Source organism: Alteraurantiacibacter buctensis, from assembly GCF_009827655.1.
GTDB lineage: Bacteria > Pseudomonadota > Alphaproteobacteria > Sphingomonadales > Sphingomonadaceae > Alteraurantiacibacter > Alteraurantiacibacter buctensis.
In genome coordinates this window covers 657-15,308 of the sequence record NZ_WTYV01000002.1, presented here as the reverse complement: position 1 = coordinate 15,308, position 14,652 = coordinate 657, and the positions used below count along the sequence as shown (strand labels likewise).

The window sequence follows — 14,652 nt, the reverse complement described above, 5'->3', positions numbered from 1 at the left end:
GCGGATGGAGTTGGGGGATTGTAGCTGCGGATCACACGAAGGGAACCAGCACTTGGTTCGCGAAGACAAGTTCTCGTCCAACTTCCAGCGCATGATTGACCGGCCGGAGGAGCTGCTCGAGGCACTCCTGGCCGATCCCGACGCGTTCGAGGAGGAAGTGCGGCGCGAGGAGCAGCACAATGTCCGCGCAACAGCGGCAATCCCCACAGACGGGTTCCTGGGCTTTGCCATGTTCGACGGCCAGGGCCATGCGGTCGACCTAGGCGAGCCCGAATGGGTGCCGCGTCCTGCCAGTTTCGACGAACTGCTGGCCGAGGCCCAGGTGCGCAGCAGCAATGGCCGGCTCCTGTGTCTTGCCACTGCAACCGACCGGCTGGCCTTTGCCCTGTGGGCCCCGATAGAGGAAACGTCGGGCTGGAACCTGCCGTCACGCATTCGTGAGGCCTGCCAGCAGGCACCGGGAGGACGGCTGGTTCTGGTGGCTGGCGGGGCGGCCGAGCCGCTGGAAATGGCAGCTGCGGGTTTCGGCCTCAGCGACCTGCAACAGCGTGTAGTGGTCGCCGTGGTGCGCATCGGCAGCGTGCGCGAAGCTGCGCGGCATCTCGGGATCGGCTATACGACGGCCCGCCAAACCATGGCCGACGTGGCCCGGCGCATGGCCTTGCCCAACACGCCGGCGGTGGTGCGGGTGATCGTCTCCGCAGCCTTCGGCATCATGCCTGGCGAGTTCGATGAAGAAGCCCTGCTGGCCGACATGCTGCGGATCACCCCGCGCCAGGCCAAAGTGGCGCTGCTGGTATCGAGCGGTCGCTCGCGCGAGGAGGTGGCCCACGCTGTCGGCTGCGGCCTGGCGGTGATCAAGAAGGAACTGGAGCTGCTCTACGCCAATTTCGGCGTGCAGAGCGCGACCGAGCTGGCGCGGCTGATCGTGGAGGTGAAGGCGTTGCGGCTGTTCGCCCGCTCGATCGACGGTGCCCCCGGCTTCCTGGCGGCCGCGATCGAACCGACCCGCTTTGCCATGCGCCCGCAGACGATGGAGCTGATCGGGTGGAGCGACTATGGCCCCGCTTCGGGCAAGCCGGTGCTGGTCGTCCACAGCAACTGGTCCTGTCGCGCGGTGCCCCGTCCGCTGCTGGTGGAACTGCAGAAGCGAGGCTGGCGACCGATCGCGATCGACCGGCCGGGCTTCGGGGCGACGCACCTAGGCCGGTCAAGCCGCGAGGATCCCTTTGGCCAGGCCATCGCAGATACGCTGCAGATTCTCGACGCCTGCCGCATCCCGCGGGTTGCCATCATCGCCAAGTGTGGCGCGCAGTTTGTCCATGCCCTGAAGCAGGCGGTGCCTGACCGGGTGGGTCCGGTGGTGCTGGTCTCCCCGTCCCCCCAGACCACACCCGATGGCAGGCGCGTGGGCCTGGTTGGCATGATCAAGGAAACCTACATGCGCCGCCCGCGCCTGATAGAGTTGTTCTTCCGCATGATCTGCACGCAATTCACCATGCCACGGGTGGAGCAACTGACGCGGGCAATCGTCAAGGAAAGCCCTGAGGATACCGCGCTGTGCGATGATCCGCAGTTCATCCGCGACCGCTTCCGCGCCCTGCGCCCCATGTCCACCGGCAATCTGGCCGGGGGAATTATCGAGGAGCACGTGATCTCGCTGGGTCTCGACCGGCTTGCGCCGCTTGATGTCGATGACTGGGTTGTCCTGCAGGGCGACAAGGACATCCATAACAGCTTCGCGGAAGTGGAGCGCTACTGGCGGCAGGTCCTGCCCCGCACTCCGATACTCTGCGTCGAAGGCGGGGGGAGATTCATGACATCGAGCAGCCCGGACCTGATTGCCGGTCATCTTGAAGTTTTGGCAGCGAAATAAGCATCGCGAAGCGGGTCGCGGTGTTGTCAGTCCAACGGCAACTCGCCTCCGATTGACGTAGTGCGCGCCGATCGGAGCATGCATCAGGCTATGAAGCTCCCCCCCCCCCCCGCCCAAAGCTGCCGAGTGGCAAAACTCTCAGGGCTGCCAATCGCGAAGGCGGCGGTCTGGCTGACGTGGTGGTGAACGAGGCGCGGACTCAGGCGAACTTCCGTCTGCCACTCGATCGGCGAACCTGCGCCCGGCGACCTGAATCAGCAAGCCGAGGGCAGAAACGGCGGCACCGAAGGCGACGACTGCAATCCAGCCGCCGGTGTTCCAGGCAAGAGTGGCCCCCGCCGAGCCAGCCGCACCGCCCATGAAGGTACTGCCCAACCATGTCTATGACTCGGCCTTCGGCAGCGTGGAGCATTCCCGCCACGTGGGCACCTTTAATCGCGACAGCGATGACCGAGCTCTATTTCGATAGCTTCGGGGAAATGGGAGAAACCTTCTCGTCGGAATACGTCCGCACGGTAATTTCGTCCGACGGGGCCAAGTTCCGGCGCGGACTTTTCCGCCGCTTCCAGCAAGGCCCGACCGCGTGCGCCCAGATCGGGCAGTTCGCGTTCCAGAGCGGCAAGATCGCCGGTCATCGCAGGAAGGCTCCGTGGTGTCTCATCCTGCTTGCAATGTCGGCCTTGCCCGCAAGGTTCCCATGGCCAGGGCCCGGAACCGCCTTGTCGCTATGGCGAATCTATATTAGAGAGTTCTCATGTTTGAGAATGCCGATGCCCTGCTGCTCGCGCGCCTCCAGTTTGCCTTCACGGTAAGCTTCCACTTCATCTTCCCGGCTTTCTCCATCGGCCTGGCCAGCTACCTGGCAGTGCTGGAAGGCCTGTGGCTGAGGACCGGCAAGGCGATCTATCTCGACCTTTTCCGCTACTGGCTGAAGATCTTCGCCGTGGCCTTTGCCATGGGCGTGGTCTCGGGCATCGTCATGTCCTACCAGTTCGGCACCAACTGGGCGGTATTCTCCGACAAGGCCGGGCCGGTGATCGGCCCGCTGATGGCCTACGAGGTGCTGACGGCCTTCTTCCTGGAAGCCGGCTTCCTGGGCGTGATGCTGTTTGGCATGAACAAGGTGGGGCCGCGGCTGCACTTTGCCGCCACGCTGATGGTGGCCCTGGGTACCTTCATCTCGGCCTTCTGGATCCTCAGCGTGAACAGTTGGATGCAGACACCCACCGGTTACGAGATCGGGGCCAATGGCCAGTTCCTGCCGGGCGAGAGCTGGTGGGCCATCGTGTTCAACCCCAGCTTTCCCTATCGCCTGGTCCACACGGTGATTGCCGCCTACCTCACCACCGCGTTGGCCGTGGGCGGCGTGGGTGCCTGGCACCTGCTGCGCGACCGGGACAATGGCCATGCCCGCAAGATGTTCTCCATGGCCATGTGGATGGCCGCGCTGGTGGCCCCGGTGCAGATCTTCGCCGGTGACATGCATGGTCTCAACACGCTGGAGCACCAGCCGGCCAAGGTGATGGCGATGGAGGGGCATTATACCAGCCACCCCGACGGGGCGCCGCTGATCCTGTTCGGCCTGCCCAGCGACGAGGAGCAGCGGGTCCGCTATGCGATCGAGATCCCCAAGGCATCCAGCCTGATCCTGAAGCACGATCCCGATGCCCCGCTGGCGGGCCTGGATACGATCGTCCCGGAGGATCGCCCGCCGGTGCCAGTGGTGTTCTGGGCTTTCCGGGTGATGGTGGGCATCGGCTTTGCCATGCTTGGCCTGGGGCTGTGGAGCCTGCTGGCCCGCGCGCGGGGCCGGCTGTACCACTGGCCGTGGCTGCACCGGGCGGCGCTGGTGATGGGTCCATCGGGCTTCGTGGCGGTGATTGCCGGATGGGTGACCACCGAGGTGGGCCGCCAGCCGTGGGTGATCTATGGCCTGCTGCGCACCGCCGATGCCGCCAGCCCGCTGGATGCGCCTGCCGTGGGTGCATCCCTGCTGGCCTTCATCGTGGTCTATTGTGCGGTCTTCGGCACGGGTGCCTGGTATGTCCTGCGGCTGATGGCACAACCACCCCACCCGCACGAAACGGCCGATCCGGTGCTTGACCAGGGGCCGATCCGCACCGCCGGCATCACTCCGGGCCCGACCCAGAACCCGGGCGGCGAGCCCCTGCCGGGCGATACCCAGACGGAGGACCGGCCGTGAACATCGACCTTACCGTGATCTGGGCGGGCATCATCGGCTTTGCCGTGTTCGCCTATGTGGTGATGGATGGCTTTGATCTGGGCATCGGTATCCTGTTTCCCCGCTTTGCCGTGGGCGAGGAACGCGATCAGGCGATGAACTCCATCGCCCCGGTGTGGGACGGCAACGAGACCTGGCTGGTGCTGGGCGGCGGCGGGCTGTTTGCCGCCTTCCCGCTGGCTTACGCGGTGATCCTGCCCGCCACCTATCCGCTGATCATCGCCATGCTTCTGGGACTGGTGTTTCGCGGCGTGGCGTTCGAATTCCGCTGGCGTGACCCGCGCCACCGCGCCTTCTGGGACCGGGCCTTCTTTGCCGGCTCGCTGGTGGCGGCCCTGGCCCAGGGCATGGTGCTGGGCGCGATGCTGCAGGGGATCGAAGTGGCAGACCGGGCCTATGCCGGTTCCTGGTGGGACTGGCTCACGCCCTACACGCTGCTCACCGGCCTCGGCACGGTGGCGGGCTATGCCCTGCTCGGCTCCACCTGGCTGATCTGGAAGACGGAAGGGAGCTGCCAGCAGCGTGCCCGGCGGCTGGCCCTGATCGCCGCCGTGACCACGCTGGTGCTGATGGGGGCGGTAAGCCTGGCCAACCTGGCGCTGGACCCTGACTATCGGACCCGCTGGCTGGCCCTGCCCGACCTGGCCTTGGCCGCACCGGTGCCGGTGCTCACCGCGATCCTGGCCGGCGTGCTGCTGGGCGACCTTGCCCGCCGCCAGCGCGAGGCGCGGCCCTTTTTCCTGTCGCTGGGCCTGTTCCTTGCCGGCACGCTGGGCATCGGCATCACCATCTGGCCCTATGCCGTGCCTGACGCCTTGACCATCTGGGACACCGCCGCACCGGAGCGCAGCCAGGTGTTCATGCTGGTGGGCGTGGCGCTGACCCTGCCGCTGATCCTGGCCTATACCGCCTGGGCCTACTGGATTTTCCGCGGCAAGGTGGGCACCCACGGCTATCACTGATGGCGCCCGAAAATCGCCCGCTTCTGGTGCGACTGGCGTGGATGGCCGGCATCTGGGCTACCAGCGTGGCCGTGCTGGGCCTGGTGGCCATGGTGATCCGCTGGTGGCTGAACGGCTGACGGGAACGACCTTGATTTTATAGCGTTGTCTTCTAATATTAGCTTTGACGCATTTAAGGAGAGCCGTCGTGTCCGATCCCGCGATCATCGCTGCCCGTGCCCTTATCGAGCGCACCGGAGCAGCGCAGCCCGTGGTCCGCACCTTCTTTGACGAGGCGACCTTTACCGCCACCCATGTCGTGTCCGACCCGGCGACCGGCAAGGCGGCGATCATCGACAGCGTGCTGGATTTCGATCCCGCCTCTGGCCGCACCACCACCACATCGGCCGATGCCGTGATCGCCCATGTGCGCGAGGCGGGGCTGGCGGTCGAATGGCTGCTGGAAACCCATGCGCATGCCGACCACCTCTCTGCCGCGCCCTATCTGCAGGAACAGCTTGGCGGCACACTGGCCATCGGCCGCCACATCGTCTCCGTGCAACAGGTGTTCGGCAAGGTGTTCAACGAAGGCACCCGCTTTGCCCGCGACGGATCGCAGTTCGGCCGGCTGTTCGACGATGGCGACACCTTCATGCTCGGTTCGATCCCGGCGATCGCCCTCCATGTGCCCGGCCACACGCCGGCGGACATGGCCTATGTAATCGGTGATGCCGCCTTCATCGGCGATACCCTGTTCATGCCCGATTACGGCACCGCCCGGGCCGACTTTCCCGGCGGCGACGCGCGCGTGCTCTACCGCTCTGTCCGCCGTCTGATGGGGCTGCCGGTGCAGACGCGGCTGTTCCTGTGCCATGATTACAAGGCCCCCAACCGCGACGTCTTCGTGTGGGAAACCACCGTGGGTGACCAGCGCACGGGCAATGTCCATATCCACGAAGGGGTGGACGAGGACGCTTTCGTGACCATGCGCGAGGCGCGCGATGCCACGCTGGGGATGCCGAGGCTGATCCTGCCTTCGATCCAGGTCAACATCCGCGGCGGGCGAATGCCGGAGCCCGAGGACAACGGCGTCAGCTACCTCAAGCTACCGCTGAATTCGCTGTAACGGCCGTGGACCTGAGCACGCTCCAGTATGCCCTCGGCGCGCTGTCCGGCAGCTTCGTAGGCTTTACCCTGGGCCTGGTCGGCGGCGGCGGGTCGATCCTGGCCGTACCGCTGATGGTCTATCTGGTTGGCGTGCCCGTGCCGCACATCGCCATCGGCACCAGCGCGCTGGCCGTGGCCGCCAATGCCGGGGCCAATCTTCTGCCACACGCCCGCGCCGGCACGGTGAAATGGCGCTGTGCCGCGATGTTCGCGGCCGCCGGCGTGCTGGGCGCCTTTGGCGGATCGACGCTTGGCAAGGCCATGAATGGCCAGCACCTGCTGCTGCTGTTCGCCGTGCTGATGCTGGCAGTGGGCGTGCTGATGCTGCGCGGTCGCGGCGATCCGGGCAATCCGGACGTGCAGTGCCACCGCGAGAACGCGCCCAAGGTGATCGGCTTCGGCCTTGCCACTGGCCTGTTCAGCGGATTCTTCGGCATTGGCGGCGGGTTCCTGATCGTGCCCGCGCTGATGGCATCCACCACCATGCCGATGCGCAACGCTGTCGGCTCGTCACTGGTTGCAGTCACCGCCTTCGGGCTGGCCGCAGCGCTCAACTATGCCTGGTCCGGGCTGGTTGACTGGGGACTGGCCGCAGCTTTCATCGGCGGCGGCGTGATCGGCGGCTTGGTGGGCACACGCGCTTCGCAGAAGCTGGCCGCGCGCAAGGGGCTGCTCAACACGGTCTTCGCGCTGCTGATCTTCGTGGTGGCCGGCTACATGATCTGGCAGGGCGTGGCGGCGCTCTAGTCGATCGCCCCGGTCAGCGCCCGCAGCCGCCAGGCGGCCACAAGATGCAATCCTTCCGCTTCGGCCAGCGCCGCTTCGGCCGCCATCGCCTCGCGTTCGGCATCGAGCACGGCCAACGTCGGCACGGCTCCCACTTGCGCCTCCAGCCGGCGACCGCGCAGCGCCTCGGCTGCCGCAGCTTGCCCAAGGCGCGAAGCCTCGACCATGCGCCCGGCGGCGGTCATCGCCTGCCAGGCATCGATCACCGCGCCATCGACCGCCAGGCGTGCCTGTTGCAGGCGGGCATCGGCGGCATCGGCTTCGGCCTGCGAAACGGCCACGGCCGCGCCGGTCCGTCCGCCACTGAACAGGGTCCAGCGGCCGCGTACGCCGGCCGACACGCTGTTGGCGCGGTAGCCGGGAAAGAACTGGTCGGCCACGTGGCTGGCTTCGGTAAACACGCCAAGCTGCGGCATGCCCTCGGCCCTGGCGGCGGCCACGCCGGCCTCTGCCGCCCGCGTCCCTGCCTGGGCCTGCAACAGCATGGGGTTGGTCGCGCGGGCGAGTTCCAGCGCTTCGCCCAGCGAGGCGGGCAGGGAAGGCAGAGCGGCGGGCGGTTCAAGGCTTCCCGGCGCCTCGCCGGTCAGGCGCTCGAAAGCCGCTTCGGCCGAGGCCAGGCGGCCCTGCACCTGCGCCAGGCCGGCTTCGGCCTCTGCGCGGCGCGCGCGGGCCTGGGCCAGGTCGCTGCTGGCGATTTCGCCAGCCTCGAACCGCAGCCCGGCCTGCCGTTCGGTCTCGGCCAGGGCCACGACCAGTTGCCTGAAGCTACCCACCAGCCGGCGAGAAGTCCGCACTTCGGCATAGGCGCCCACGGCGGCAACGGCCACCTCCAGGCGGGCCTGGTCCTGCCCATAGCGCGCAGCATCGCGCCCGGCACCCGCCTGCGCCAGCGCGCTGGACAACCGGCCGCCGGTGAACAGCGGCATTTCCGCCAGGGCCTGGACCGAGAGCGGGGTCACATCATCGGCGGCAATGCCGAAGAAACCGCGGTTGTCGATCCGCCCCAACCCGGCCGAGCCCTCCACGCGCAGCAGCGGATTGCGCTCGGCCTGCGCCTGGCGCAAGCGGGCCGCTGCCGCTGCCGCACCCGCATCCGCTTCGTCGAGCACAGGGGAATGGGCTAGGGCAGCGGCGATGGCGGTTTCAAGATCCTGCGCCGCCGCCGGGGGGGCAGCGACGGCGCAGGAAGCGGCAAGCAGCAAGGCGGGTAGGCGGCGCATGCTCAGCGGAAGACCTCGCCCTTCCTCACGCCCAGGCGCTTGAACACGGTCGCTGCAGGGCAGAACCCGGTGAAGCTGGCCTGCAGCAGGTTAAGCCCGGCAAAGGCGGTGAGGCCCAGCCAGTAAGGGTGGACGAACCAGGCCAGAATGGCGCTGAGCAGCACCACAAGGCCGGCAAAGCGCATCACGGCGCGGTCAAGCGTCATCGATCATCTCCCTATTTGAAGCGCAGCTTGCGAATGCCCAGCGCGTGCATCGCCAGCTTTTCATAAAACGGCTCGCTGGTCCCGCGGCGGACCTTGTGCAGGAAGTATTTCTCGAAGCCCACCTTGGCCAGGTGGACCCACTTGCCGCTGCTCGACCAGTTGAGGTTGCGCGGCGGGATCTGCGGCTGGGCCACAAAGGCCACGCCGCCATCGCCGAAGTCTGCCAGGCACACCGCGTTCCAGGTGGCCTCTTCCACCGGTTCCCTGCCGTCCAGCTCCAGCGATAGGTTGGCGGCGATGGCGGTGACCATGCTTTCGATCATGAAGCCGGTCTTGGGCACGCCCACCGGCACGGGGGTCGGCCCCACTGGCGGGATCGCCACGCAGACGCCCAGTGAATAGATGTTGCGGAAATTGGGGTTGCGCTGGTGCTTGTCGGCGAGGATGAAGCCGCGCGGGTTGGTCAGCCCCTCGATCCCGTGGACTGCCGGCACGCCGCGGAAGGCGGGCAGGATCATCGAGAAGCCGAATGGCAGGTCATGCGTCTTCGCCACGCTGCCGTCCTCGGCAACTTCCTCCACGTGCATCAGGCCATCCTCGACCTTGCTGATGCGGGCATTGGTGATCCACTTGATGTGCCGGTCGCGCATTTCGCTTTCCAGCAGGCCCTTGGTATCGCCCACCCCGTCCAGGCCCAGGTGGCCGATGTAGGGTTCGGCGGTGACGAAGGTCATCGGCACCTTGTCGCGGATCTTGCGGCGCTTCAACTCGGTGTCCAGGATCAGGGCGAATTCGTAGGCCGGGCCATAGCAGCTTGCCCCCTGTGCCGCCCCGACGATGATCGGCTTGGGGTCTTCGCAGAACGCGTCAAACGCGGTCGCGGCAGCGGCGGCGTGGCCCGTCTGGCAGACCGACTGGGTGAAACCCTGCGGCCCCAGCCCTTCGATCTCGTCAAATGCCAGGTCCGGCCCGGTGGCGATCACCAGATAGTCGTAATGGCGCGATGTGCCGTCGTTCAACTCCACCCGGTTTTCCGTGGGATGGACCCGTTTTGCGCCGACGGAGGTAAAGCCGATGCCCTTCCTTTCCATGATCGGCGGCAGGTGGACCTTGATCGCCTCCGGCTCGCGCCAGCGTACCGCCACCCAGGGGTTGCTGGGGACAAACCAGTAATCGTCCTGGTCGTTGATCACGGTCACCGCAGCGCGGCCCTTCACGGCATCGCGAATCTCGTAGGCGGCGATGGTGCCGCCCAGTCCTGCGCCGACGATTATGATCTGGGGCAATGACATGTCTCTCTCCCGCTGCGAGCCAGTCCGGCAGGGCAACCACTCGACCACCCTTTGAATTATAGTTGACTAATATTAGATGTATGTCATATGGTCAATAGAAAATCGAAAAGGAGCTTGCGATGTTCGGTCTAGGGAAAAAGGCGCACCGTGAAATTGATGCCGATCAGCTTGCTGCCCTGCTGAAGGAAGGCCGCGCGCTGGTGGTTGACGTGCGCGAACCCGACGAGTTCGCCGATGGCCACGTGCCTGGTGCGGTGAACCTGCCACTGTCCGGCTTTGATCCGGCCGCCGTGCCCCATCCAGGCGATCGGCTGGTTGTACTCAACTGCCTCGGCGGCAAGCGCAGCGGCATGGCGCTGGACCAGTGCGCCGTTGCCCAGGCCGCCATCGACACGCACCTGGCCGGCGGCTTCAAGGCCTGGGCCGATGCCGGCCTGCCGGTGGAACGCTGATCCTGCACAAAGGGGGGGAGATTGACCATGCGGGCATCAATTCTGGCTCTGGCACTTGTGGGGCTGGCACCATTGGCGTTGGCGGCGTGCGGCGAAGCGGCGGAAGAACCCGCCGCCCCCGCCGCCCCCGCTGGACCGCGCATGGTCTTGCAGGCCAGCCAGGCCGCCGATTGGCAGGCGGTCAGCGCGGAAGTGGCCACGGTTGACCAGGCGCAGGTGCTGGCGCGCATCCCCGGCATCCTCACCAGCCTGACCGTACGCGAGGGCGATACCGTGGCGCGCGGGCAGGTAATCGGCCGCATCGTCGATTCGCAGCTTGGCTACCAGGCGGGCGCTTACGGCGCGCAGGCGGCAGCGGCAGAGGCCCAGGCGGCGCAGGCCCGGTCAGAACTGGAGCGGGTGCGCTTCCTGCACGACAACGGCGTCTATGCCGATGCCCGGCTGGAACAGGCCCGCGCTGCCGCAAGTGCGGCCAATGCGCAGGTCCGCGCCGCCCGGGCGCAGCAGGACGCAGTCAGTGCCGTGGCCGGTCAGGGAGCCCTCCTGGCGCCCACCAGTGGTCGCGTGCTGCGGGCCGATGTGCCAGCCGGAGCGCCGGTTGCTCCCGGCATGGCAATCGCCGTAATCACGGCGGGGCCGGTGATCCTGCGGCTGGAAATGCCCGAAAGCCTGGCCGACAAGGTCCGGGCAGGCTCCCGCGTCAGGGCCACCATCGGCGAAAGCGAAGTGAGCGGCACCGTCACGCGGCTCTATCCTGCTGTCACGGCTGGCCAGGTAACGGCCGACGTGGAAGTCGCCGGGCTTGATGGCCGGCTGATCGGGCGGCGCGTGGCGGCGCTGGTGGAAACCGGCAACCGCCCTGCCCTTCTGGTGCCCGAAGCCTATGTCACCACCCGTTACGGGGCCGATTACGTGACCGTGCTGGGGGCCGACGGAGCCGCCAGCGAGGTGCCAGTGCAGACCGCGCCTTCGGGCGAAGCGGGCAAAATCGAAATCCTCTCGGGCGTGCGTGCCGGCGATACGCTGGTGGGCCGGCAATGACCTCGGCCGTGGAGTTGGGCATCTCCGGCAAGCTGACGCGGGCCACCATCCGCTCGCCGCTGACGCCGCTGATGCTGCTGGCGGCGATCATCGTCGGCCTCATCGCCACCATCACCATCCCGCGCGAGGAAGAGCCGCAGATCAGCGTGCCCATGGTCGATATCATGGTGCAGGCCCCCGGCCTCTCCGCCGCCGATGCCACCGAGCTTGTCGCCAAGCCGCTGGAGACCATCGTGCGCAGCGTGGACGGGGTGGAACACACCTATACCCAGGCGCAGGACAACGGCGTGATGGTCACCGCCCGCTTCCTGGTGGGCAGCGATCCGGAAGACGCGGCGATCCGCATCGGCGAGAAGATCGAGGCCAACAAGCATCGCATCCCCGCCGGCATTCCTTTCCCGCAAGTCACCGTGCGCGGGATCAGCGATGTACCGATCGTGGTGCTCACGCTCACCCCCCGGCCCGGTGCGGCGGGGGAATGGACCGACCAGGCTCTGGCCGACATAGCCGCTGACCTCAGGACCGAGGTCGCCAAGGTGAACGATGTCGGCCTCACCTTCCTCACCGGCGGGCAGGCCATGGCGCTGCGCGTGGTGCCCGATCCCGCCCTTCTCGCGGTACACCGGGTGCCGCTGGGCAACCTGATCGATGCCGTAACGCAGGCCAACCGCGCCTTCCCCGCAGGCACCGTGCGCGAAGACGGGCAGGCGGCGCTGGTGGTTGCCGGGCAGAGCCTGTCGGATGCCCAGGAACTGGCCGCCCTCACCGTCCGCTCCGCCACTGGCGCGCCGGTCCTGCTGGCCGATGTGGCACGGGTGGAACAGGCCGCCACGCAGGACCAGGCACGGTCCTGGCGCTGGGCGAAGGATGCTGACGGGCAATGGCACATGGCCCCCGCCGTCAGCCTGGCTGTGGCCAAGCGCGCCGGCGCCAATGCGGTCACCGTATCCGAAGCAATCGTTGATCGGGTCGAGGCGCTGGAAGGCAGCCTGATCCCCGCGGGCGTGGAGGTATCCGTCACCCGCAACTATGGCGAGACGGCGAACGAGAAAGCCAACGAGCTGATCTTCCATCTGGCACTGGCCACCATTTCCATCGTGGTCCTGATCGGCTTTGCCATCGGTTGGCGCGAGGCCGGGGTGACCGCCATCGTCATTCCCACCACGATCATGCTGACCATGTTTGCCAGCAAGGTGCTGGGCTTCACCATCAACCGCGTCAGCCTGTTTGCCCTCATCTTCTCCATCGGCATCCTGGTGGACGATGCCATCGTGATGATCGAAAACATCGCTCGCCACTGGGCCATGCGCGACGGGCGCGACCGCATGCAGGCCGCGATCGAGGCCGTGGCGGAGGTGGGCAATCCCACGATCATCGCCACCCTCACCGTGGTCGCCGCCCTGCTGCCGATGCTGTTCGTGTCCGGCCTGATGGGCCCCTACATGGCGCCGATCCCGATCAACGCCAGCGCAGCCATGGTTTTCAGCTTCTTTGTGGCCGTTATCATCGCGCCGTGGCTGATGATCCGCTTTGCCCGCAAGGCGCTTGACCACGATGGCGGGCACGATGCCCACGGCGGCAAGCTGGGCGCGGTCTATGCCCGCTGGGCCGGCAAGGTGATTGCTACCAGGGGTTCGGCCCGCAAGTTCCTGATCGCGGTGGGCATTGCCACCGTGCTGGCCTGCTCGATGTTCTACTTCAAGGCGGTGACGGTGAAGCTGCTGCCGTTCGACAACAAGAGCGAAGTGCAACTGGTGGCCGACCTGCCCGAAGGCACCACCCTGGAGGAGACGGGGCGCGTCCTGGAACAGGCCGCCGCCGTGGTGCGCGCCGTGCCGGAAGTGGTGGCGATGGAAGCCTATGCCGGCACTTCGGCCCCGTTCAATTTCAACGGGCTGGTGCGGCACTATTTCCTGCGCAGCCAGCCGGAAATGGGTGACCTGATGGTGACCCTGCTGCCCAAGGGCGACCGCGACCGTTCCAGCCACCAGATCGCCGTGGACCTGCGCCAGCGGCTGGCCGCGCTGGACCTGCCGCAGGGCGCCTCGATCAAGGTGGTGGAAACTCCGCCCGGGCCGCCGGTGCTGGCCACGTTGCTGGCCGAGATTTACGGCCCGGACGAGGCCACCCGCCGCGCCACGGCAACCCAGGTGGAAGCCCTGTTCCGCGCGGTGCCCTACATCGTCGATGTCGACAACAGCTTCGGCCAGCCGCGCCCCACCCTGCGGCTGGTGCCCGACCGGGCAAAGCTCGACCACTATGGCCTGTCCGAACGCCAACTGTTCGATTCCATCGGCGCGCTGATGGGCACCCAGGTCGTCGGCTATGCCAGCCGCGAGGGCGAGCGCGATCCCCTGCCGATCACCATCGGCATGGACCAGTCGCAGCGCCAGTGGTCCGCCGCCCTTGCCGCCACCCCCGTGGCCGCCACTCCCACCGGCCAGCTGATCGCGCTGGGCGAACTGGTCGAGGCGCGGATGGAGCCGGGCAGCCCGGCGATCTTCCGCCGCGACGGGCGCGGGGCCACCATGGTCACGGCCGAGCTGGCCGGACGCTACGAAGCGCCGATCTACGGCATGCTGGAAGTGGCCGATGCCATCGACAGCTTCGACTGGTCAGCCGCCGGCCTGGAAAAGCCGGAAGTGCTGCTGAACGGTCAGCCGTCTGACGAAAGCCACGCCAGCCTACTGTGGGATGGAGAATGGGAGATTACCTGGGTCACCTTCCGCGACATGGGCGGAGCTTTCATGGTCGCGTTGCTGGGCATCTATGTGCTGGTGGTGGGCCAGTTCCGCAGCTTCACCATTCCGCTGGTGATCCTGACCCCGATCCCGCTGACGCTGGTGGGCATCGTGCTGGGCCACATGCTGTTTGCCGCCCCCTTCACCGCCACCAGCATGATCGGCTTCATCGCGCTGGCCGGGATCATCGTGCGCAATTCGATCCTGCTGGTCGATTTCATCCGCCATACCCGCAGCCCCGAAAAGAGCCTGCGCCAGACGCTGATCGAGGCGGGCCAGATCCGTTTCAAGCCAATCGTGCTGACGGCAGCGGCGGCCATGATCGGGGCAGCGGTGATCCTGACCGATCCGATCTTCCAGGGGCTGGCCATATCCTTGCTGTTCGGCCTCGCCTCATCGACCCTGCTGACGGTGCTGGTGATCCCCGCCATCTACATTGTCTTGCGCGATGACGGGGTGCCGCTTACCGAGATTACCCCATGAAGCCGACCGACCGCTCCGAACTGAAGACGAACGCCACGATCATGTCAGGGCGACTCAAGCTGATGAGCCACCCCGAGCGCCTGCTGATGCTGTGCCGCATGGACGAAGGCGAGGTTTCCGTGAACGAGCTGGTCGAACTTTCCGGCCTGTCGCAGAGCTCGGTATCACAGCATCTGGCCCTGCTGCGCGAGGAAGACGTGGTCAG

At 66.9% G+C, this 14,652-nt stretch carries 14 protein-coding genes; 10 read left to right on the top strand and 4 right to left on the bottom strand.

Translation table 11 applies throughout. The features are described 5' to 3' along the window. Positions 1–52 precede the first annotated feature (52 nt). Positions 53–1,876 (top strand): bifunctional helix-turn-helix transcriptional regulator/alpha/beta hydrolase, encoded by a 1,824-nt coding sequence (locus GRI99_RS04710; protein WP_160770904.1) that lies wholly within the window; start codon positions 53–55, stop codon positions 1,874–1,876. A 431-nt stretch (positions 1,877–2,307) separates the two neighbouring features. Here GRI99_RS04710 and GRI99_RS04705 read toward each other — a convergent pair whose 3' ends face one another. After that, on the bottom strand, positions 2,308–2,511 hold the full coding sequence (locus GRI99_RS04705; protein WP_160770903.1) for a hypothetical protein: 204 nt from the start codon (positions 2,509–2,511) through the stop codon (positions 2,308–2,310). Positions 2,512–2,630: 119 nt separating this feature from the next. Here GRI99_RS04705 and GRI99_RS04700 point away from each other — a divergent pair, with 119 nt between their 5' ends. The 5 genes from GRI99_RS04700 (at position 2,631) to GRI99_RS04680 (ending at position 6,973) form a co-directional block, all read left to right on the top strand. Beyond that, positions 2,631–4,079 carry a cytochrome ubiquinol oxidase subunit I gene (locus GRI99_RS04700; protein ID WP_160770902.1) on the top strand — a complete coding sequence of 483 codons (1,449 nt, stop codon included), beginning with the start codon at positions 2,631–2,633 and terminating at the stop codon, positions 4,077–4,079. Between the two features lie 2 nt (positions 4,080–4,081). Further along, the gene (gene cydB / locus GRI99_RS04695) at positions 4,082–5,080 is read left to right on the top strand and encodes a cytochrome d ubiquinol oxidase subunit II (protein WP_160771629.1); all 999 of its coding nucleotides are present in this window, start codon (positions 4,082–4,084) and stop codon (positions 5,078–5,080) included. After that, complete coding sequence (locus GRI99_RS04690; protein WP_160770901.1) at positions 5,080–5,199, top strand: DUF2474 family protein; 120 nt, start codon at positions 5,080–5,082, stop codon at positions 5,197–5,199. Before cydB ends, GRI99_RS04690 begins: the two co-directional genes overlap by 1 nt. A gap of 68 nt (positions 5,200–5,267) precedes the next feature. Beyond that, positions 5,268–6,185 carry an MBL fold metallo-hydrolase gene (locus GRI99_RS04685; RefSeq protein ID WP_160770900.1) on the top strand — a complete coding sequence of 306 codons (918 nt, stop codon included), beginning with the start codon at positions 5,268–5,270 and terminating at the stop codon, positions 6,183–6,185. 5 nt (positions 6,186–6,190) lie between these two features. Next, a complete protein-coding gene (locus GRI99_RS04680) occupies positions 6,191–6,973 on the top strand; it encodes a TSUP family transporter (RefSeq protein WP_160770899.1) in 783 nt (260 codons plus the stop codon). On the opposite strand, the gene GRI99_RS04675 is transcribed toward GRI99_RS04680, so the two are convergent. The 3 genes from GRI99_RS04675 to GRI99_RS04665 are packed head-to-tail and all read right to left on the bottom strand — an operon-like array spanning position 6,970 to position 9,730. Next, entirely contained in the window at positions 6,970–8,232 is a 1,263-nt protein-coding gene (locus GRI99_RS04675; protein WP_160770898.1) for a TolC family protein, read from the bottom strand. The genes GRI99_RS04680 and GRI99_RS04675 overlap by 4 nt on opposite strands. Before the next feature lie 2 nt (positions 8,233–8,234). Further along, entirely contained in the window at positions 8,235–8,438 is a 204-nt protein-coding gene (locus GRI99_RS04670) for a YgaP family membrane protein (protein WP_160770897.1), read from the bottom strand. 11 nt (positions 8,439–8,449) lie between these two features. Further along, on the bottom strand, positions 8,450–9,730 hold the full coding sequence (locus tag GRI99_RS04665) for an NAD(P)/FAD-dependent oxidoreductase (RefSeq protein ID WP_160770896.1): 1,281 nt from the start codon (positions 9,728–9,730) through the stop codon (positions 8,450–8,452). A gap of 119 nt (positions 9,731–9,849) precedes the next feature. Here GRI99_RS04665 and GRI99_RS04660 point away from each other — a divergent pair, with 119 nt between their 5' ends. The 4 genes from GRI99_RS04660 to GRI99_RS04645 all read left to right on the top strand — a co-directional run. Further along, the gene (locus tag GRI99_RS04660) at positions 9,850–10,182 is read left to right on the top strand and encodes a rhodanese-like domain-containing protein (protein ID WP_160770895.1); all 333 of its coding nucleotides are present in this window, start codon (positions 9,850–9,852) and stop codon (positions 10,180–10,182) included. Positions 10,183–10,209: 27 nt separating this feature from the next. Next, positions 10,210–11,223 carry an efflux RND transporter periplasmic adaptor subunit gene (locus GRI99_RS04655; RefSeq protein ID WP_160770894.1) on the top strand — a complete coding sequence of 338 codons (1,014 nt, stop codon included), beginning with the start codon at positions 10,210–10,212 and terminating at the stop codon, positions 11,221–11,223. 8 nt (positions 11,224–11,231) lie between these two features. Next, positions 11,232–14,447 (top strand): efflux RND transporter permease subunit, encoded by a 3,216-nt coding sequence (locus GRI99_RS04650; protein WP_160771628.1) that lies wholly within the window; start codon positions 11,232–11,234, stop codon positions 14,445–14,447. After that, positions 14,444–14,652 (top strand): ArsR/SmtB family transcription factor (locus GRI99_RS04645; protein WP_160770893.1); only part of this gene is annotated, 209 nt, incomplete at its 3' end. The genes GRI99_RS04650 and GRI99_RS04645, both read left to right, overlap by 4 nt.

Bases quoted from the DNA above. Each gene is read 5' to 3' on its own strand.
- GRI99_RS04705 (WP_160770903.1), bottom strand. From the start codon at position 2,511: ATGACCGGCGATCTTGCCGCTCTGGAACGCGAACTGCCCGATCTGGGC.
- GRI99_RS04690 (WP_160770901.1), top strand. From the start codon at position 5,080: ATGGCGCCCGAAAATCGCCCGCTTCTGGTGCGACTGGCGTGGATGGCC.
- GRI99_RS04660 (WP_160770895.1), top strand. From the start codon at position 9,850: ATGTTCGGTCTAGGGAAAAAGGCGCACCGTGAAATTGATGCCGATCAG.
- GRI99_RS04665 (WP_160770896.1), bottom strand. From the start codon at position 9,730: ATGTCATTGCCCCAGATCATAATCGTCGGCGCAGGACTGGGCGGCACC.
- GRI99_RS04675 (WP_160770898.1), bottom strand. From the start codon at position 8,232: ATGCGCCGCCTACCCGCCTTGCTGCTTGCCGCTTCCTGCGCCGTCGCT.
- GRI99_RS04655 (WP_160770894.1), top strand. From the start codon at position 10,210: ATGCGGGCATCAATTCTGGCTCTGGCACTTGTGGGGCTGGCACCATTG.
- GRI99_RS04700 (WP_160770902.1), top strand. From the start codon at position 2,631: ATGTTTGAGAATGCCGATGCCCTGCTGCTCGCGCGCCTCCAGTTTGCC.
- GRI99_RS04670 (WP_160770897.1), bottom strand. From the start codon at position 8,438: ATGACGCTTGACCGCGCCGTGATGCGCTTTGCCGGCCTTGTGGTGCTG.